Here is a 19,773-nt window from a genome sequence, read left to right on the forward strand (position 1 = left end):
CGGTGAACGCTGCCGAACCGCCCACCGGGCCGGACCTGCCGGCCGGCGTGCCCTCCCCGCAGCCGGCCGCGGACGTCCCGGCCGTCGACGTGGTGCTGCCGGGCTTCCCGGCCGCGGACCTCCCGGCCGTCGACTTCGTGCTGCCGGGCTTCCCGGCCGCCGACCTGCCCGCCACCTCTCCGGTCGGCCGGCTCGCCGCCACCGTGGAGCGGCTGCGCCGGGAGGTACGGGCGGCGCAGGCCGAGGCCGAGGGCCGGGCGCTCGTCGAACTCGCCAAGGGCATCCTGGTCGAGCGCCTCGGCTGCGGCCCGGCGCAGGCCGCCCGCCAGCTCAGCGAACTCACCGAGCAGGCGCAGATGACCCCGCTGGAGTTCGCGGTGGAGGTCATCAACCAGGCCGCCCGGGACCGCGTCTCGGAGGTCACCGAGGCGTTCCTGTCGGCCGCGACCGACCCGGCCGGACCCGTCGAGGGGTCCGCCGCCGTACGCCTGCGCGCCGCCGAGAGCGGTGTCCTGGCCGCCGACGACACCCAGGCGATGGCCGACTCGCTGCTCGACCACGCCCTGCGCCCGCTGGGCGCGGTCGCCGTCGCCATCTGGGCGGCCGGCTCGGACGGCTCCCTCTCCCTCGCGGGCAGCGCCGGCTTCCCGCCGGGCGAGGCGGCCCGCTGGCGCTACGTCCCGCCCGACGTGGCCACCGTGGCCCGGCGTGGCCTGAACCAGCCCGACGGGCAGTGGCTGCCCTCGCTCGCCGACTCCGGGCTGCCCACCATCGGCCGGCGGGAGTACGCCGACGGCGCCCGGATCGCCCTGCCCGCCGGCGCGGGCGGCCGGATCTACGGCGTCCTGGAGATCGCCTGGCCCAAGCCCGAGAGCCCGCTGCCGCGCCCGGTCGTCCGGCAGGTGGAGGCCCTCGCCGAGCTGTGCGCGCACTCCCTGGAGACCACGGCCCCGCAGCCCGGCACCGAGCAGGAGCCCCGGCTGCTGCCCGACGTGGTCGAACTGACGGACCTGGCGGACGGTCTGCACGACCCGGCCCTGGTGCTGGTGCCGCACCTGGACGACGCCGGTCAGCTCGTCGACTTCCGCATCCAGCACGTCAACAGCCGCTTCCTCGACCCGGCGGGCCGGCCCCGGGCCGTCGTGAGCGGCGCCCTGCTGCTGGAGGCCTACCCGATGGCCGCCGGCGCCAGTGAGCTGTTCCAGCGGGTGGAGCGGGTCTACGCCACCGGCGAACCGTTCCGCGCCCACCGGATGCGGCTGACCGCGCTGGTCGACGAGGTGCCGCTGTCCGCCGTCGCCGACATCAGCATCAGCCGGCACGGTTCCAGCGTGCTGCTGATCTGGCGCATCGAGGACGAGGCGGCACGCCTGGCCAGCCTGCTCCAGCACGCGCAGCGGCTCGGCCGGATCGGCGGCTTCGAGGAGAACCTGCTCACCGGCGAGATCACCTGGAACGACCAGTTGTTCAGCCTGTACGGCCGCCCGAGCACCAGCCTCCCGGTCGCCCTCCAGGACCTGCCGGCCCACGCCCACCCGGACGACGCGGTCACCCTCGGCCGTTTCCTGCGCACCGTGCTGCACCACCGCAGGCCCGCCTCGGCCGCCTTCCGGCTGCTGCGCCCGGACGGCGTGACCCGGCACATGCGCGTGGTCGCCGAGCCCGTCCTCGACACCGACGGCCAGCTCTTCGTCGTCCGGGGCGCCTACCAGGACATCTCCGCCCAGCACTGGACGGAGGTCGCGCTCGCCGCCACCCGCGACCAGCTTGCCCACACCGAGCAGCAGGCCGTGGAGCGCAACCGGCTGACCCTCCAGCTCCAGCACGCCATCATGCCCCCGACGCAGGCCCCGCTCCGGGTGCCCGGCCTCCAGGTGGCGGTGCGCTACCGGCCCGCCGAGACCGAGAACCTGGTCGGCGGCGACTGGTACGACGCCGTCGCCCTGCCCTCCGGACTGATCCTGCTGTGCGTCGGCGATGTCGCCGGACACGGCATCGAGGCGGCGACCAGCATGGTCGTCCTGCGCAACGCGCTGCGCGGCCTCGCCGTGACCGGCGCCGGCCCGGCGCAGCTGCTTTCGTGGCTGAACATCGTCGCCCACCATCTGACGGGAGCGGTCACCGCGACCGCCGTCTGCGGCCTGTACGACGGTGAGCGGCGCACCCTGCGCTGGGCCCGGGCGGGCCATCTGCCGCCGGTCCTGGTGCGGGAGACCGGGGGGACCGGCGGGCCGGAGGCGACCGCGCTGCCCCCGGTCAGGGGACTGCTGCTGGGTGCCGTACCGGAGGCGGGCTACGACGAGGAGGAACTCCAGCTAGCCGTGGGGGACACCCTGCTGATGTACACCGACGGCCTGATCGAACGCCGGGACCGCTCGGTGGAGGAGTCCCTGGCCCATCTGCTGGACACGGCGGGCGCGGTCTCCACCACCCTCGACCAGCAGCTTGACCGGCTGCTCACCTACAGCAGGTCGGACACCGACGACGACACCTGCATCATCGGCATAAGGGTGGCCTGACCGGGCCCCGTCCGCGCGGCGGGTTCCGTTCAGCCGGCTTCCGCCGCGAGGAGCGGCACGGTCGCGCTGATCCGCTTGCCCCGCGGCAGCCAGGTCACGTCCAGGCCGCGGGAGACCGTCGCCACCAGGTGCAGCCCGTGGCCGCCGACCCGCCGGGGATCGACAGGGCGCCGCCGCGGCGGGTTCCGGGAGGTGTCCGTGACGGACACGCGCAGCGCGCCGGCCGGCAGCTCCAGACGCAGGGCGCAGGGGCCGGGCGCGTGCCTGGCCGCGTTGGTGACCAGTTCGCTGACGACGTTGCCCTTTCCCTCCGGGGTGAGGGGCCCTTCCTGTGCACAGCGGGGTGGCCGTCCGCCCCTGCCCGGCTACCCACTCGGCCGCGGGTCGAGGGACGTTCCCGGGGAATCCACCGGATGCACACGAATGGCTCGCCAGGGCGGAGCGGCGGGCAGCGGCGGCCGGGGGCGTGACCGGGCCGGTGTACGCGACAGCGGAACGGGTCCGGGCATCCGCTTGCGCTGGATGTCCGGACCCGTTCCGCAGATAACTCGGCGCGCGCCTCAGTGCTTGAAGACGTCCTTCGCCTTCTCCTTCGCCTGCCGGGCGTCTCCGGCTGCGCCTTCCATGCGGCCCTCGGCCTCCAGGCGCTCGTTGCCCACGGCGCGCCCCGCGGTCTCCTTGAGCTTGCCCTTGGCCTGCTCCGCCTTGCCCTTGGCCTTCTTGTCACCGGCCATCGCGTGTCACATCCCAACGTCGACGGGTCTGTGGTCGGTATTCGGATTACCGCTGTGCCCGCGCCCAAACCAGGGGTCCGCCGCCTTCGCCCGGACGCCGTCGCGGGTTCAGCGCTCGTGCCGCCGCCGCAGGAGGTGCCGTACGGCGAACCCCGCGACGACGACCGCGGCGGCCACGAGGACGTAGAGCTGGTAGCGCCTGATCTCGTCGTACACCGCCGTGATGTGGCTGCCGGCCAGGTACGCCAGCGTCGTCCACAGGCCGACCCACAGCGCCGCGCCGAGGGCGTTGAAGGCGAGGAAGCGGCGCCAGTGCATGCCGGTCGTGCCGGCGATGATGCCGTTGGCCTGGCGCAGGCCCTCGACGAACCGGGCCACGGTCACGATCCTGCCGCCGTGCCGCTGGAAGAACTGCTCGGCGGCCTCGAACCGTTTCGGCGTCAGCAGGACGTACCGGCCCCACCGGTGCACGAAGGGCCGCCCGCCGGTCCGGCCGATCAGATAGCCGAGGTTGTCGCCGGCGACGGCCGCGACGAACGCGACGGCCGCCACGGCCACGACGTCCAGCCGGCCCGTGCCCGCGTAGACCCCCGCCGCGAGGAGGATCGTCTCGCCGGGCGCGGGGACCCCGAAGTCCTCGACGAGGACCACGGCCCCCACGGCCCAGTAGCCGTAGTGGCCGAGCAGCGGTTCCAGATGGGCCAGCGGTCCCGGAAGGGGTGGGGACATGCCCTCACGGTACGTCGGTGCGAGCAGGCGGTCGGCAGCGGGGGTGGGGCGGCTGGGACCCGGTGGCGGTGATGTCCTCGTCGTCACCGTTGCCGGGCTGGCACGCGTGGCACAGCTCGTGGTCGCCGTCGCGGGTGACGAGGGTCCCCCAGCCGAGGCACTGCTCGCAGTCGCGGGCGCGGGTCACGTCGGGGTGGGGAGGCAGCAGTGGGCTGGCCTGCTTCGCCGCACCCAGCGCGGCCACCCTGCCCGCCCTGTTCCCGACCGCCGTCCGCTACGCGGCCATGGGCATCGGCTTCAACATCGCCGTGGCCGCCTTCGGCGGCACCACCCCCCTGGTCACGACCGCCCTCGTCGACCTCACCGGCGACGACCTGATGCCCGCCTACTATCTGGTGCTGGCGGGTGCCATCGGCCTGCTCACCGTGCGCCTCCTGCCCGAGAGCGCCCAGGTCCCGCTCAAGGGCTCGCAGCCGATGGTCGGTTCGCGGGAGGAGATGCGCGACCTCATCAGCACCTCGCAGGAGCTGTACGCCTACGCCGAGGAACGGGACGCGGCGCGGCACGGCTGACCCCGCGCGGGGGCCGGGGGGTGGGCCGCGAGGGTTGTCCGATCCTACGAACTTCGCCCGCACCGGGTTACCGGACCCCCCCGCCTTTGATAGGAAACTTTCCTACCAGTGGGCGGTGCGGACCGAACCGCCCACGCCCACCCCCCACTTGGAGCCCCTGTGGTGCACGCACACCGTGAGCCGGCAGCCCCCGCCCGTCTCTCCCGCCGGACCGTCGTCGCCGCGTTCGGCGCCGTCGCCTCGGGCGCCCTGCTCGGAGTCTCCCGCGCGGGCACGGCCTCCGCCGCCGCGCCGGGCCTGGACGATCCGGCGAAGAAGGAGATCGCCATGAAGCTGGTGTCGAGCGCGGAGAACTCCTCGCTCGACTGGAAGGCCCAGTACAAGTACATCGAGGACATCGGCGACGGCCGCGGCTACACCGCCGGCATCGTCGGCTTCTGCTCCGGCACCGGCGACATGCTCGACCTAGTCCGGCTCCACACCGACCGCAAGCCCGGCAACGTCCTCGCGAAGTACCTGCCCGCCCTGCGCCGGGTCGACGGCACCGACTCGCACGACGGCCTCGACCCGGACTTCCCCAAGGACTGGCGCAAGGCCGCCCAGGACACCGCCTTCCAGCAGGCCCAGAACGACGAACGCGACCGTGTCTACTTCGACCCGGCCGTCACCCAGGGCAGGACCGACGGTCTGCGCGCGCTGGGCCAGTTCCTCTACTACGACGCCCTCGTCATGCACGGCGACGGCGACGACCCGACCAGCTTCCGCAACATCCGCGAGCGTGCCCTGCGCACCGCCCAGCCGCCGGCCCGGGGCGGCAACGAGACCACGTACCTGAACGCCTTCCTGGACGCCCGCGTGTGGGCCATGAAGCAGGAGGAGGCACACAGTGACACCAGCCGCGTCGACACCGCGCAACGGGTCTTCCTGCGCAAGGGAAACCTCGGCCTGAACACCCCGCTCGACTGGAAGGTGTACGGGGACAGCTACCACATCGGCTGACCCGCACGGCGTGCGGCCGGCCGGGCCCGGAGCGGCCCGGCCGGTGGGGCGCACATGCATGCCACGCCCCTGACGAGGAAAGATGGGCGGTGAGCGTACGACCCCCACCTATGCGGAGGAACGGACTCATGCCGCACGAGCGCGCCGGCCGGCCGGCCGGTCCCGAGGACCTCGTCGACGTGGCCAGGCTGGTCACGGCGTACTACACGCTGCACCCCGACCCGGCCGACCCGGGACAGCGGGTGGCGTTCGGCACCTCGGGGCACCGTGGTTCGTCCCTGGCGGGTGCCTTCAACGAGGACCACATCGCCGCCACCAGTCAGGCCATCTGCGAGTACCGGGCGGCCCAGGGCACCGACGGGCCCCTCTTCCTGGGCGCCGACACCCACGCCCTGTCGGAACCCGCCAGGGCCACCGCGCTGGAGGTGTTCGCCGCCAACGACGTGACCGTGCTGATCGACAGCGCGGACGGCTACACGCCCACGCCCGCCGTCTCGCACGCGATCCTGACGCACAACCGGGGCCGCACCTCCGGCCTCGCCGACGGCGTCGTCGTCACCCCGTCGCACAACCCGCCCGCCGACGGCGGCTTCAAGTACAACCCGCCGAGCGGCGGCCCGGCGGCCTCCGACGCCACCTCCTGGATCCAGGACCGCGCCAACCAGATCATCACGGGCGGCCTGAAGGACGTACGCCGGCTGCCGTACGACCGCGCGCTCGCCGCGGACACCACCCGGCGCTACGACTTCCTCGGCACCTACGTCGGCGACCTGCCCAGCGTGCTGGACCTGGACGCCATCCGCGCGGCCGGCGTGCGCATCGGCGCCGACCCGCTCGGCGGCGCCTCCGTCGCCTACTGGGGCCGGATCGCCGAGCAGCACCGCATCGACCTGACGGTGGTCAACCCGCACACCGATCCCGCCTGGCGCTTCATGACGCTGGACTGGGATGGCCAGATCCGCATGGACTGCTCCTCGCCGTACGCGATGGCGTCCCTCATCGAGCAGCGCGACCGCTTCCGGATCGCCACGGGCAACGACGCCGACGCCGACCGGCACGGCATCGTCACCCCGGACGCGGGCCTGATGAACCCCAACCACTACCTCGCGGTCGCCATCTCCTACCTCTACCGGCACCGCGAGCAGTGGCCGGCCGGCGCGGGCATCGGCAAGACCCTGGTCTCCTCCACGATGATCGACCGGGTCGCCGCCGACCTCGGCCGTCAGCTTGTCGAGGTGCCGGTCGGGTTCAAGTGGTTCGTGGACGGACTGGCCAGCGGTGCCCTCGGGTTCGGCGGCGAGGAGTCGGCCGGCGCGTCCTTCCTGCGCCGGGACGGCTCGGTGTGGACCACCGACAAGGACGGCATCATCCTCGCGCTGCTCGCCTCCGAGATCACGGCCGTCACCGACCGGACGCCCTCGGAGCACTACGCCGGGCTGACCGCCCGCTTCGGCGCACCCGCCTACGCCCGCATCGACGCGCCCGCGACCCGCGAACAGAAGGCGCTGCTGGGCAAGTTGTCCCCGGCCCAGGTCACCGCGGACACGCTGGCCGGCGAGACGGTCACCTCCGTCCTCACCGAGGCACCCGGCAACGGCGCGGCCATCGGCGGCATCAAGGTCACCACCGACAACGCCTGGTTCGCGGCCCGGCCCTCGGGCACGGAGGACGTGTACAAGGTGTACGCCGAGTCCTTCCTCGGCGCCGCCCACCTCGCCCGGGTCCAGGAGGAGGCCCAGGCGGTGGTCCTGGGGGCGCTCGGCGGCTGACACGGCCGTGGGGGCGGCCTCCGGCACGGTGCCAGATGTCACGGAGGCCGCCCCGGTGCGGTCCGCGGTGTGCGGGCCGCGGTCCCGGGGCGGGGTGCGGGAGGGCCGGTCCGGCTCAGTCGCGTCCGCGGCCCGCGTGCAGCCGGTCCAGCACCGCCTGCGCCATGGCCGCCTCGCCCTCGGCGTTGGGGTGGGCCGGAGCCGCGGGGGAGGCCGGCCGGAGCGGCTCTATCCAGCGGTCGGCGGGCGCCTTGCACATGTCGTGACCGACCGTCGCGCCGTAGGTGTCCACGTAGGCGGCCCGGTTGAGGCCGGCCACCAGGCGCAGCATCAGGTTCAGCCGCTTCTCGGTGTCCCGCAGGTAGGCGAAGTCCTTCCGGGCGAACGGGACCTGCGGGAAACAGCCGTTGCCGTCGTCGGGGAGCAGGTCGGGGTAGCCGACGACGACCACCCGGGCGTGCGGTGCGCGGGCGTGCACGGCCCGCAGCACCCGGTCGACCTTCGGCGCGGTGCGCACGACGGCGAGGGCCAGCTCATCGTGTCCGGACGCGTTGTACGCCCGCTCACAGGGGTTGCCGGCCGGGTCCTGGGCGGCGAGCCGGGCACAGGTGCCGATGATCGAGCCGAATCCGACGTCGTTGCCGCCGATCTGCAGCGTGACCAGGTCCGTGTGCCGGTCGAGCGCGTCCAGCTCAGGTCCGTTCGTGCCCTGCGCCTGCCACATCTCGGCGGTGGTGGCGCCGGCGCAGCTCACGTCCGTGAACGCGGTCACCTCCGCCCGGGCCGCCACGAGCGAGGGGTAGTTGTGGTCGGAGCGCGCGCAGTCGGCGTCCACCTGCCGGGGAATCCCGGGACCCGAGGTGTAGGAGTCGCCGAGCGCGACGTAGGCGACCGCGCGGCCGTGGCCGCCGGGGTGCGCCGCGGCCGGTGTGGTGCCGGCCGCGAGCAGGGTGCATCCGGCCAGTGCCGCCCCCAGCACGGCGGTCCGCCGCCGGTCTGCCGCCCTGCCCGCCGGGCGCCTGTCGTGCGTCATGCGTCCTCCCCCTGAACCGCTGTGTCGCGCGGGCGGCGGCACCTCAGGAGCGGCCCTCGCGCGTCGGACTGGGCATGTATACCGTCCGGTAGGTCTCGCGGACCAGAAGCGGGAGGCGACGAGTTCAGGGGGAGGGGGGCGCGCAACGGGCCCGGAGGTCCGGCCCGTTGCGCGGGGGCCGGCCACACCGGTGGCTTCGCCGTCGGCCGGTGTGCCGGTTCGGTCAGACCGCGGCCGCCGGTTCCGCCGGGCCCGCCAGCTCGAGCAGCGAGTCGTCCTCCGGGCGGGCCCCGGAGAGCCGGTGCCGGGCGGCGATGAGAGCCATGTCGACGTCCCGGGTGCCGGTGGCCACGCACAGCGTGTACGACACGTCCGCGAGCCGCTGCCGGGCCTCCGGGGTGCTCTCCTCGGCCCCGAGCAGCGTGAGGGCCTCGTACTGGGCGATGAGGTCCTGCAGTACCGCGGGGTGTGCCATCAGCATGTGTCCGCCTCCTGGTGTGTCGCCGATGTGCGAAGTCGCAGCGCGAATACCCGCCTTCGGGCACCGCATGCCACCCGTCCTCGACGGTGTCCGCCGCCCGGGGCGCGCTGTGCCATCTGATCGTCTCCGTGGGGGCCGGCGAGGCGGACGTGCCCCGGACCCGGACCCGCGCCGCCCGTCGCCCCGCTCCGGCCGCACTGATCCGCGCCGCCCGCCCCCTTCCTCGTCGTCCGTCGCCACCCGCTCCGCGCGGCCGGAAACCGTGGTGTGGCCGGGAAGCAACCCCCGACACAACCGGTGGCTTTCCTTCCGTCGAAGTGGGGGCGTCTCGTCCGCGCCAAAGCCGACTCGCGCACCACCCTCGCCGCGAACCCCACGCCCCCCTCGCGCCGCCCCGTCCCGGCGTGCGCGTATGCGATATGCGACGCACCGTCACAGCGCCCCCGCACCTTCTTCACGCGAGGGCCACTTTCGGCCGAACCGTGTCCGGGACCGGTGCAGCGGGGCAGACGGCGTGCCGTACGCCTGCCTAGCCTCCCGGGCCATGCGATCACCTCTGCCGAGACGCCTCGGGCTCACCGCCGTCCTCGCCCTCCTCCTCGCCGTCTTCGGCCTCGCCCCCAGCGCGAGCGCCGACCCCGCGCCGGCCTCCCTGACCTTCGCGACCGACAGTGCCACCACCACCCCCGGTGGCACGGTGAAGCTGTCGATGACCATCACCAACAACAGGACCTACGACATCTGGTTCGTGTACCAGACGATCGACCCGACCTGGCTGACCACCCAGCGCCCGGACCTGAAGTACAGCTTCACCGGGTGCAGCCTGGCGACCGCGAGCGGCAGCACCGCCTGTTCCGGCACCGGGCCGAGCAACCTCGGCGGCAACTACGGCGCCACCATCGCGCCCGGGCAGAGCCGCACCGTCACGCTGACCCTCCAGGTCGCCGCCGACTCCGGCTGCAACGGCAACATCGGCTTCTACTCGTACTACTACGCCGAGTTCAGCGACAGCGCCAACACCAACGGCGGACCCGTCTACACGCCCGAGACGCGCGTCGTCTGCGCCTGACGGACTCCTCGGCCCCGTCGACCGGGTGGCCGAAACTCGCCCCGAGGGCGCCGGCCCCGCGCGGTACGGACCCGACATGTCGCCCGGCGGACCGCCATGGTCCGCCGGTGCGCCGCACCCCGGCCGGACCAGCGGGCCGGAGCCCTCCGTCCGCCGTGACCCCCCACATGGTGGCGACGCGAAAACGGTCGTTCAGGTTGCTTCGGGACGCTGTCGGACACCTGCACTTTTCCGTCATGTTCCGTAACTCGACCACAAAAGCTACACAGAGACATCACCATGTGACGCGACAGATGCGTCGACGACCGGCTTCTGAGGGGGACGCCGGCGTCACGCGAGGGGGTGTCCGCTCCATGGGAGCCGTGCTCACCCCTGCCCGGGGAGGGGACTTCACCGCATGAAGCGGACCATACGCACCACCGCGCTGACGGTGGGCGCACTCATCGCCGCGCTCGGCCTGGGGGCCGGCCCGGCCGAGGCCGACGCCACCGCGCCGCGCGTCGACCTCAGAGTCCTGGTGGTGAGCGACGGCGGCCCGGCCACCGACGCCATCGCCGCCGAACTCGACACCGCGGGAACGCCGTACACGAAGGTCGACCTCACACGGTCCGACCGGCCCACCATCGACGCGGGCTTCCTCGCCGACACCGTCGACGGCCGGCCCCGGGCCAGGTTCCAGGCCGTCGTCCTGCCCAACGACAACCCGTTCGCGGCCGGCAGCGCCGAGATGACCGCGCTCGCCGCCTACGAGCAGACCTACGCGATCCCGCAGGTCGACGCCTACACCTACGCCCGCCCCCAGGCCGGGCTCCAGGTCCCCACCTCGGGCGGCTACTCGGGCAGCATCGACGGTGTCCAGGCCCAGGTGACCGCGGCCGGCCGCGGCGGAGCCTTCGGCTACCTCGACGGCCCGGTGCCGTTCGAGGACAACTCGCCCAGCGTCGGCGAGAGTTACGCCTACCTGTCGACGCCCGCCGCCGGCGCCGACTTCACCCCCTACGTGCAGGCGCCCATCCCGGGCACCACCAGGCAGGGCTCCCTGGTCGGCGAGTACCGGCACGACGGGCGGCGCGAACTGGTCGTCACCTTCGTCTACAACCAGTACCAGCAGCAGTTCCGGCTGCTGGCCCGCGGCATCGTGGAGTGGATGACCGGCGGGGTGCACCTCGGCGCCTCCCGCAACTACTTCGCCGTACACGTGGACGACGTGTTCGCCGCCGACGACCGCTGGGACACCCGGCTCAACTGCACACCCGGCGACGTCGACTGCACCGGCGGCGCCGGCACCCCCAGCCCCATCCGGATGACCCCGGCCGACGTCGACCACGCCACCGCCTGGCAGAACAGCCGCCACTTCACCTTCGACATGGTCTACAACGGCGCCGGCAGCGTCGACCAGCGCGAGGACAACGACGGCGTCGACCAGCTCGCCGACAGGCTGATCACCGACCGGAACCAGTTCCGCTGGGTCAACCACACCTACACGCACGCCTTCCTCGGCTGCGAGCAGAACGTCACCGTCGTACCGTGGACCTGCACCACCAACGCCGACGGCAGCACCAAGTGGGTCAGCCGCACCGCGATCGACAACGAGATCCTCACCAACCGCGTCTGGGGACAGGTGGCCGGACTCCCGCTCGACAACACCGAGCTGGTCACCGGCGAGCACTCCGGCCTCAGGATCCTGCCGCAGCAGCCCGCGGACAACCCCAACCTGGCCCTCGCCCTCACGGACAACAACGTCACGTGGCTCGCCTCGGACAACTCCCGCGACCCCCAGCAGCGCCAGGTCGGCCCCGCCACCACGGTCGCCCGCTACCCGATGAACGTCTTCTACAACGCGGGCAGGACCGCCGAACAGGTCGACGAGTACAACTGGCTCTACACCGGCCGCGCCCAGGGCGGCAGCGGCATCTGCGAGGACAACCCGGCGACCACCACCTGCCTGTCCGCGCCCCTGGACACCGGCACCGGCTACACCGGCTACATCGTGCCGCTGGAGACCCGGATCGCCCTCGGACACGTGCTGTCCAACGACCCCAAGCCGCACTTCATCCACCAGTCGAACCTCGCCGAGGACCGCATCGCCTACCCCGTCCTCGACGGCGTCCTGGACGGCTACGACGCCCTGTTCGCGGACAGCACCCCCGTGGTCGACCTGCGGATGAAGGACATCGGCGTCGAACTCCAGCGCCGCGCCGCCTGGAAGACCGCCGTACAGGCCGGCCAGGTGACCGCCTACCGCATCGGTGGCACCGTCACCGTGCAGGGGCCGAACGGCACCGCCGTCCCCGCGACCCTGCCCGCCGGCACCACCCGCGGTACCACCGCCTTCGGCACCGCCTACGCGGGCACCCTCTCCGGCTGGACCACCTCCGCCGGCAGCGCGCTCACCTTCACCCTGCCGTCCTCGGCCGCCGCCCCGGCGGCGACCGCCGGCACCACCGCCGCGGCCACCGCCCCGACCCCGCACACCAGGGTCCCGGCGGGCGTGACCGAACAGGTTCCGTACACCCCGGAGAGCTGAACGGCGCACCGAACCCAGGGCCGGTCCGGCCGGCTCCCGCACGCCTCGCGACGGGAGCCGGCCGGACGGGCCCGGGTTCCGGCCGCCCGTCGGCGCCCGGAACCCGCACGACCACCCCACACCTCGGCCGTGGAGCCCCATCGATGCACGTTCAGCACGGCGCGCGCCGCTCCGGCGCGGCGCACGTCACCCTGCTCACCGAAGGCACCTACCCGCACAGCCATGGCGGCGTCAGCGTCTGGTGCGACCAGCTCGTCCAGGGCATGCCCGACCTCGACTTCGACGTCGTCGCCGTCACCGGCACCGGACGCGAACCCGTCGTCTGGGACCTGCCCGCCCACGTCCACAGCGTGCTCTCCGTACCCATGTGGGGGACCCCGCCGGAGGGCCGTCCGCCCCGGGGCCGGGCCCGCAACCGGCTCACGGCCGCCTACGAACGCTTCCTCACCGCGCTCCTCGACCCGCGCGCCGAGGACGGCTTCCCGCCCGCGCTGTACACGATGGCCCGGGCCGCCGCCGACGGCACACTGAGCGCGTTCCTGCGCGGCGACCGGGCCATCGCCCTCCTCGCCGCGGTGTGGAACCGCCCGGGACTCCCGGTCCGGGAGGCCGCCCCCACCCTGCACGACGCGGTCACCGCCACCGCCCTGCTGGAACACGCCCTGCGCCCGCTCGCCGCCCCCCCGCCCCGGAACGGGGTGGCCCACGCCGTCAGCGGCGGGGTGGCCGTGCTGCCGGGTCTCGCCGGGCTGGAGCAGTACGAGGTCCCGCTGCTGCTCACCGAACACGGCGTGTACCTGCGGGAACGCTACCTCGGCTATCGCACCGCTCCCTACCGCTGGCCGGTGAAGGCCCTCGTCCTCGGCTTCTTCCGGCTGCTGGCGGAGGAGAGCTACCGCCGGGCCGCCCTGATCACCCCCGGCAACCGCTACAACCGGCTCTGGGAGGAGCAGGGCGGCGCGGACCCGCAGGCCATCCGCACCGTCTACAACGGCGTGGACCCGGCCGCGTTCCCGCCCGCCGGACCCGAACCCGGCGTGCCGACGCTCAGTTGGGCCGGCCGCGTCGACCCCATCAAGGACCTGGAGACCCTCATCCGCGCGTTCGCCCTGGTCCGCAAGGAGGTACCCGAGGCCCGGCTGCGGCTCTTCGGCGGCACACCACGCGGTGGAGAGGCCTACCGGGAACGCTGCGAGGCCCTCGCCGCCGAACTGGGACACGCCGACGCCGTCACCTTCGAGGGCCGCGTCGACGACATCAAGGACGCCTACGCCGCCGGGAACGTCGTGATGCTCTCCAGCATCAGCGAGGGCTTCCCGTTCACCCTCATCGAGGCCATGTCCTGCGGCCGGGCCACCGTCTCCACCGACGTCGGCGGCGTCCGGGAGGCCGTGGGCGGCACCGGGCTCGTCGTCCCGCCGCGCGACCCCGCCCGCATGGCGGCAGCGGCGCTGGAACTGCTCGGCGACGCCGAGCGGCGCAGGGCGATGGGGGAGGCGGCCCGGCTGCGGGTGATCGAGCAGTTCACACTGCGCCAGACCATCGACACCTTCCGCTCGATCTACCTCGAACTGCCCACCCGCGTCCGGCCGTCCACCGAGCCGGCCGCGCAGGGCGAGGCGCTGCCCCTCACCGCGGGGAGCCTGTCCGGATGAGCGGCCCCATGGCGCTCGAACCGGGCGGCACCGAACAGGACACCCTCGCGCTGCGGCTCGCCGAGCCGCCCGCGCGCCGCGACGACCACACGCTGGCCCTGCGGCTGCCCAGACGCGGCCCCGACCCGGAGGCGGTCAGCCGGCTGGCCGCCGATCTCGCCGACCGCGTCGGCCCGGCCGTCCATCCGTACGAGGTGGCCGCCCTGCTGGAGGCCGAGGGCCTGACGGCCGACGAGATCAGGCAACGCTACGGCCACACCGGCCTGTTCTCCCTGGCCGCCGCCCTGTACGAGCAGGTGCCCCGGACCTTCCCGGAACCCGCGCCCACGGCCGACCCCTGGCGCCCGGACACGGTCCGCAGCCTGCTGCGCGGCGCGCTGTTCGCGCTGCCGGGCCTCGCCTACCTGCTCACCGCACCCCTGTGGCACCCCGGCCGGCACGCCGCCGCGCTCATCACCGCCGGACTGGTCTCCTGGGCGTGGGGACAGGCCCTCGGCCACCGCGCCCACCTGCGGATGGCCACCGGCCGCCGGGAGGCCGCCCGCACCCTGCTCACCGGCGCCCCGCTGGGCGCGGCGCTGGCCACCGCGTCCGCCGTCCCGCTCGCCGGCGCCGCCGGTCCGGTGCTCGCGGCGGCGGCGGCGCAGTCGCTGTACCTCGCGGCAGCGGGCGTCCTGCTGGTCCTGGCCCGGGAGCGGCTGCTGCTGGCCGCACTCACCCCGCTGATCGCGGGCGCCGCCGTACTGCCCTGGTGGGAACCCGGCACCGCCGTGCGCACCGGGCTGCCGCTGCTCGCACTGCTGGCCACTCTCGCCGGCACCGGCCACGCCCTGCGCACCGCCCTCGCCACCCCGGCCGCGGCCGGCGGCACCCGGCCCCGGCTGCGGTGGTCCTTGCCGTACGGACTGTTCGGGCTGGCCGCGGGCGTGCTGGTACTGCTGGAGGGGCGGCGCGAACCGTACGCGGTGATCGTGCTGACGGTCAGCATGGGCCCCGCCGAATGGCTGCTGTACCGCTACCGGGGCCTGTCCGTCGCCGCCCTGCGCGCCACCGCCACCCCCGCCGCCTTCCTGCTGCGCTCCGCCGCCGTCCTCGGCGGCTGCCTGGTCGCCTACGTGCTGCCGCTGCTGCCCGCCGCCTACCTCACCGGTGCGGCACCGGCTCCGCTGCTGCTGCTCGCGGCGACCCTGTGGACCGCGCTGCTCCTCCAGGCGTTCGGAGCCGCCTGGCCACCGGCCGTGATCTGTCTGGCCGCCGCCGCGACGGCCGGCGCGGCGGCGCTGCTGCACCTGCCACCGGGCCGTACCGCCCTGCCGCTGTGCTGCGGCGCGGCCGTGACGGCCCTGGTGGCCTGCGCCCTGCGGCTGCTCGGCCGGCCCGCCCGGCACGCCTGACCCACACCGCTCGTCCCCGCGCAACCGACCGGAAGGAACTCCGACTTGACCCCCGCACCGCTCGCCGCCGTCACCGGAGCCGAGGGCTTCATCGGCTCCCACCTCACCGAGGCCCTGGTCGCCTCGGGCCACCGGGTCAGAGCCATGGCCCAGTACAACTCCTTCTCCTCCTACGGCTGGCTGGAGACCCTCGCCCCGGACGTCCTGGACCACGTGGAGATCGTCCTCGGCGACGTCCGCGACCCCGGCTCGGTCCGCGGCCTGCTCGACGGCGCCGACGTCGCCTACCACCTGGCCGCGCTGATCGCGATCCCGTACTCCTACCGGGCCCCGCACAGCTACGTGGACACCAACGTCACCGGCACCCTCAACGTGCTGGAGGCGGTCCGCGCCCTCGGCACGCCCCGGCTGGTGCACACCTCCACCAGCGAGACCTACGGCACCGCGCGGACCGTGCCCATCACCGAGGACCACCCCATCAACACCCAGTCCCCGTACGCCGCTTCGAAGGCCGGCGGCGACCGGCTGGCCGACAGCTACCACGCCAGCTTCGGTACCCCGGTCGTCACGCTCCGCCCGTTCAACACCTTCGGCCCGCGCCAGTCGATGCGCGCCGTCATCCCCACCGTCATCGGCCAGGTCGCGGCGGGGGAGCGGACCATCACCCTCGGCGATCTGCGCCCCACCCGTGACTTCACCTTCGTCCGGGACACCGCGCAGGCGTTCCTCGCCGTCGGCACCGCACCCGCCGAGCAGGTCGTCGGCCGCACCTTCAACGCCGGGACGGGTGGCGAGATCTCCGTCGGCGACCTCGTCGCGCTGATCGGCAAGGTGATGGACACCGCCCTCGACGTCCGCGAGGACCCCGCGCGCATCCGGCCGGCCAACTCCGAGGTCATGCGGCTGGTCGCCGACGCAACCCGGCTCGCCGGGGCCACCGGCTGGCAGCCCGCCCACACCCTGGAACAGGGCCTCGCCCACACCGTGGAGTTCTTCCGCGACCCGGCCAACCTGGCCCGCTACAAGACCGCTATCTACAACATCTGACCCGACCGGCACGTCCCCCCTGTGTCCTTGCGTCAACGAAGGAGGAGCCCCATGCACGCAGTGATTCTGGCGGGAGGCAAGGGCGTCCGGCTGCGGCCCTACACCACCGCGCTGCCCAAGCCGCTCGTCCCGATCGGCGACCAGCACGCCATCCTGGAGATCGTGCTGCGCCAGTTGTCGGCCGCGGGTTTCACCCGCTGCACCATCGCGATAGGCCACCTGGGCGAGATCATCCGCGCGTACGTCGGCGACGGCTCCCAGTGGGGCATGAGCGTCGACTACGCCACCGAGGAGAGCCCGCTCGGCACCATGGGCCCGCTGCTCAACCTCAGGGACCGGCTGCCCGAGACGTTCCTGGTGATGAACGGCGACATCCTCACCGACCTCGACTACGCCGACGTACTGCGCCGCCACGAGCGGTCGGGTGCGCCGCTGACCATCGCCACGTACGCCCGCAAGGTCCACATCGACTTCGGCGTGCTCACCACCGACGCGAGCAGGGTCGTGGCGTTCACCGAGAAGCCCAGCATGGACTACCGCGTCTCCATGGGCGTCTACGGCCTCAGCCGCGCGACCCTGGACGGCTACACGCCGGGCCTGCCGCTCGGCTTCGACGAACTCGTCCTGGACCTGCTGAAGCACCAGGACCCGCCGCACGCCTACGAGTTCGACGGCTACTGGCTGGACATCGGCCGTCCCGACGACTACGACCGGGCCAACGCGGAGTTCACCAGCCGCAAGTCCCTGCTGCTCAAGGGAGCCTGAGTACCACATGCGTATTCTCGTCCTCGGCGGCACCGGGTATCTGGGCCGCCACGTGGCCGAGCGGCTGCGCGCCCTGCCGGGCGCGCACGTCGTCGCCGCCGGCCGCACCGCCTCCGCGGGATTCGGCGTCGACCTCGCGACCGACCCGCCCGAGCGGCTCGCGAAGACCCTGGTGACGGCCGCCCCCGACGCCGTGGTCAACTGCGCGGGCGCCACCGGCGGCGACGCCGTCACCCTGGCCGAGGTCAACGCCCGTGGTCCGGCCGTACTCTGCGCGGCGCTGCGCGAGGCGGCTCCCACCGCCCGCCTCGTGCACCTGGGTTCGGCCGCCGAGTACGGGCCGGGCACCGCGGGTGTGCCGGTCACCGAGTCGGCGCCCGCCTGTCCGGTGACGCCGTACGGCGCGACCAAGCTGGCGGGTACGGTGGCGGTGACCTCCGCCGCCCTGGACGCGGTGGTGCTGCGGGTCGGCAATCCGGTCGGCCCCGGCGCACCCCTCGCGAGCCTGCCCGGCCGGCTGGTCGCGCTGCTCCGCTCGGCCGGGCAGGACCCGGAGGCGGTGCTGCGCCTCGGGGACCTCTCCGCGCACCGCGACTTCGTCGACGTGCGCGACGTGGCCCGGGCGGCCGAGTCCGCCGTCACCGCCCCCGGGCCCCTGCCCGCCGTGCTCAACATCGGCAGCGGAACGGCCGTCCCCGTCCGGGAGCTGGTGCACGGCCTGGCCCGGCGGGCGGGGTTCCGGGGACGGATGGAGGAGAGCACGGCCGGCTCGGCGCGCTCCGCGCAGGTGTCGTGGCAGTGCTCGGACGTCTCCGCCGCGGCCCGGGCCCTGGGCTGGCGGCCGGCCCACAGCCTCGACGACGCCCTCGCCGCGCTGTGGACGGCCGACGCGGAGCGCGTGCCGTGAGCCTGCTGGTACCGCTGTACGTGCATCCGGCCGAGGACCCCGGCGCCTGGCACCGGCTGATCGCGGCGGCGGACCGCACCTACGCGGTCGTCCTCAACCCGGCGAGCGGACCCGGCAGCGTCCCCGACCCCGCGTTCACGGCGGCGGCCGGGGCCCTGCGCGCGGCCGGCGCGCGCCTTCTCGGCTACGTCGACACCGACTACGGCGTCCGGGACCGGCGCCGGATCACCGAGGAGCTGCGCCGCCACCAGGACTGGTACGGGGCCGACGGCTGCTTCCTGGACCGGGTCACCGCCGGCCCGGACGGCCTGCCCGCCTGCCGCCGTCTGGTCCGGGACCTGCGGCGGCTCGGCGCCGGCACCGTCGTCCTCAACCCGGGCGTCCACCCGGCGCCCGGCTACACCCGCCTGGGGGACCTGACCGTCACCTTCGAGGGCCACTGGTCGACGTACGTCTCGGCGTTCACCCGGCCGGCCTGGACCGCCCGGCACCCGCCGGACCGGCTGTGCCACCTCGTCTACGGCGTCCCCGAGGCCCTCGTCCCGCTCGCCGTCCGCACGGCACACGAGCGGGGCGCCGCGGTGTGCGGCCCGGTGACCGGTGAACCGCCCAACCCGTGGGCCGGGTTGAGCCCCGCGTTGGCCGGCGGGGACGGTGTGGAAGGCTGAGCCGGGTCCGTATTCCGCAGCACGGGAGGCAACCACCGGCATGGCCGTCATCCATGACACCACCCTCGAGCCGAGCAAGACGGAACTGCTCACCGACTGGCTCCCCACCCGTCCCTGGTACCGCGGCGGTCGGCACGCGCCCGCGCTGGAGAGGTCCGGCGGGTTCCGGCTGGACGACCCCGAGGGCGAGGTCGGCATGGAGTTCATCGTGGCCACCGACACCGCGGGCCCCGAGCCGACGGCGTATCTGGTACCGCTCACCTACCGCGGGGCGCCGCTGGAGGGCGCCGGACACGCCCTGATCGGCACGATGGAGCACGGGGTGCTGGGCAAGCGCTGGGTCTACGACGGCTGCCACGACCCGGTGCTGTTCACCGAGTTGCTGGCGCTGATCGAGGGCCGGGCGCAGGCGGTGGCGCAGAGCGTCAGTGACACACCCGACCACGAGGTGACCCGCTCCCACACCGGCGCCGCCCTCACCCGCGACGGCCTCGTTCCCGAGCCGGCCGACGAGCGGGACGGCACCCGTCTGCCCGCGCCCCACGGGACGGTCCTGCACGTCCACCGCGTCCTGACCCCCGTCGACGAGAATCCGCCGCTGCCGCCGCGGGGAGCGCTCGGGCACGTCGCCACCGGCTGGCCCGGCCCGGACGGCACCCGGCTGCGGGCCGTCCTCATGACGCTGCGCGACGCCTGACCGAGGCGCCGTCCGCCGAGGGGCGGGCGCGCCGAGCGGCGGTGTCGCCCGTGATGCCGGGGGAGGCGCGCCCGCTTTATCCATCTGGCATGAACCGGTCAAATCTGTCAGTCTTTCGGCAGTCGTCCGGCAGTCGTCGCCCCGACCCCATGGGGACGCGACGGGCTCTTCGGCACAAGCGATCGCGCACGTCCCGTACGCGGCCGCC

Annotated in this window: 17 protein-coding genes and 2 pseudogenes; 13 read left to right on the forward strand and 6 right to left on the reverse strand. The window is 74.0% G+C overall.

Features of this window, described 5'->3' with window-relative positions; genetic code table 11:
• Positions 1–2: 2 nt before the first annotated feature.
• Entirely contained in the window at positions 3–2,519 is a 2,517-nt protein-coding gene (locus D9753_RS33645) for a SpoIIE family protein phosphatase (protein WP_121790437.1), read from the forward strand.
• Between the two features lie 29 nt (positions 2,520–2,548).
• Here the strand turns inward: D9753_RS33645 and D9753_RS33650 are convergent.
• From D9753_RS33650 to D9753_RS33665, 4 genes and pseudogenes are all read right to left on the reverse strand, one after another.
• Positions 2,549–2,806: pseudogene (locus D9753_RS33650) on the reverse strand (ATP-binding protein); the annotation flags it as partial.
• 273 nt (positions 2,807–3,079) lie between these two features.
• On the reverse strand, positions 3,080–3,253 hold the full coding sequence (locus tag D9753_RS33655; protein ID WP_121790438.1) for a CsbD family protein: 174 nt from the start codon (positions 3,251–3,253) through the stop codon (positions 3,080–3,082).
• A gap of 108 nt (positions 3,254–3,361) precedes the next feature.
• Entirely contained in the window at positions 3,362–3,982 is a 621-nt protein-coding gene (locus tag D9753_RS33660) for a DedA family protein (protein WP_121790439.1), read from the reverse strand.
• 4 nt (positions 3,983–3,986) lie between these two features.
• Positions 3,987–4,226, reverse strand: coding sequence for a hypothetical protein (locus D9753_RS33665; RefSeq protein WP_121790440.1), 240 nt, complete (start codon positions 4,224–4,226; stop codon positions 3,987–3,989).
• Between D9753_RS33665 and D9753_RS33670 the strand changes: the two are divergent.
• From D9753_RS33670 to pgm, 3 genes and pseudogenes are all read left to right on the forward strand, one after another.
• Positions 4,186–4,554 (forward strand): annotated as a pseudogene (locus tag D9753_RS33670) (MFS transporter); the annotation flags it as partial. The gene D9753_RS33665 and the pseudogene D9753_RS33670 sit on opposite strands and share 41 nt — an antisense overlap.
• 159 nt (positions 4,555–4,713) lie before the next feature.
• Positions 4,714–5,553, forward strand: coding sequence for a chitosanase (locus D9753_RS33675; protein WP_121790441.1), 840 nt, complete (start codon positions 4,714–4,716; stop codon positions 5,551–5,553).
• 128 nt (positions 5,554–5,681) lie between these two features.
• Complete coding sequence (pgm, locus tag D9753_RS33680; RefSeq protein ID WP_121790442.1) at positions 5,682–7,322, forward strand: phosphoglucomutase (alpha-D-glucose-1,6-bisphosphate-dependent); 1,641 nt, start codon at positions 5,682–5,684, stop codon at positions 7,320–7,322.
• Positions 7,323–7,437: 115 nt separating this feature from the next.
• Here the strand turns inward: pgm and D9753_RS33685 are convergent, their stop codons facing one another.
• Both D9753_RS33685 and D9753_RS33690 read right to left on the reverse strand, forming a co-directional pair.
• Positions 7,438–8,355, reverse strand: coding sequence for an SGNH/GDSL hydrolase family protein (locus D9753_RS33685; protein ID WP_205614329.1), 918 nt, complete (start codon positions 8,353–8,355; stop codon positions 7,438–7,440).
• Positions 8,356–8,578: 223 nt separating this feature from the next.
• Positions 8,579–8,836 carry a DUF5133 domain-containing protein gene (locus D9753_RS33690; protein WP_121790443.1) on the reverse strand — a complete coding sequence of 86 codons (258 nt, stop codon included), beginning with the start codon at positions 8,834–8,836 and terminating at the stop codon, positions 8,579–8,581.
• 544 nt (positions 8,837–9,380) lie between these two features.
• Between D9753_RS33690 and D9753_RS33695 the strand changes: the two genes are divergently transcribed.
• The 9 genes from D9753_RS33695 to D9753_RS33735 all read left to right on the forward strand — a co-directional run bounded on the left by D9753_RS33695 (position 9,381) and on the right by D9753_RS33735 (position 19,565).
• A complete protein-coding gene (locus tag D9753_RS33695) occupies positions 9,381–9,905 on the forward strand; it encodes a hypothetical protein (protein ID WP_121790444.1) in 525 nt (174 codons plus the stop codon).
• Between the two features lie 397 nt (positions 9,906–10,302).
• Positions 10,303–12,432 (forward strand): hypothetical protein, encoded by a 2,130-nt coding sequence (locus tag D9753_RS33700; protein WP_121790445.1) that lies wholly within the window; start codon positions 10,303–10,305, stop codon positions 12,430–12,432.
• Between the two features lie 143 nt (positions 12,433–12,575).
• Positions 12,576–14,087 (forward strand): GT4 family glycosyltransferase PelF, encoded by a 1,512-nt coding sequence (gene pelF, locus D9753_RS33705; RefSeq protein WP_121790446.1) that lies wholly within the window; start codon positions 12,576–12,578, stop codon positions 14,085–14,087.
• On the forward strand, positions 14,084–15,481 hold the full coding sequence (locus D9753_RS33710) for a hypothetical protein (RefSeq protein WP_121790447.1): 1,398 nt from the start codon (positions 14,084–14,086) through the stop codon (positions 15,479–15,481). Before pelF ends, D9753_RS33710 begins: the two co-directional genes overlap by 4 nt.
• A 45-nt stretch (positions 15,482–15,526) precedes the next feature.
• Entirely contained in the window at positions 15,527–16,528 is a 1,002-nt protein-coding gene (locus D9753_RS33715) for a GDP-mannose 4,6-dehydratase (RefSeq protein ID WP_121790448.1), read from the forward strand.
• A 51-nt stretch (positions 16,529–16,579) separates the two neighbouring features.
• Positions 16,580–17,293, forward strand: a complete 714-nt coding sequence (locus D9753_RS33720) for a nucleotidyltransferase family protein (protein ID WP_121790449.1) — start codon at positions 16,580–16,582, stop codon at positions 17,291–17,293.
• Between the two features lie 7 nt (positions 17,294–17,300).
• On the forward strand, positions 17,301–18,200 hold the full coding sequence (locus D9753_RS33725) for an NAD-dependent epimerase/dehydratase family protein (protein ID WP_121790450.1): 900 nt from the start codon (positions 17,301–17,303) through the stop codon (positions 18,198–18,200).
• A complete protein-coding gene (locus D9753_RS33730) occupies positions 18,197–18,868 on the forward strand; it encodes a spherulation-specific family 4 protein (RefSeq protein WP_121790451.1) in 672 nt (223 codons plus the stop codon). Before D9753_RS33725 ends, D9753_RS33730 begins: the two co-directional genes overlap by 4 nt.
• 40 nt (positions 18,869–18,908) lie before the next feature.
• Positions 18,909–19,565, forward strand: coding sequence for a maltokinase N-terminal cap-like domain-containing protein (locus D9753_RS33735; RefSeq protein WP_121790452.1), 657 nt, complete (start codon positions 18,909–18,911; stop codon positions 19,563–19,565).
• Positions 19,566–19,773 lie beyond the last annotated feature (208 nt).

The sequence above is a fragment of the Streptomyces dangxiongensis genome (assembly GCF_003675325.1).
Classification (GTDB): Bacteria; Actinomycetota; Actinomycetes; order Streptomycetales; family Streptomycetaceae; genus Streptomyces; species Streptomyces dangxiongensis.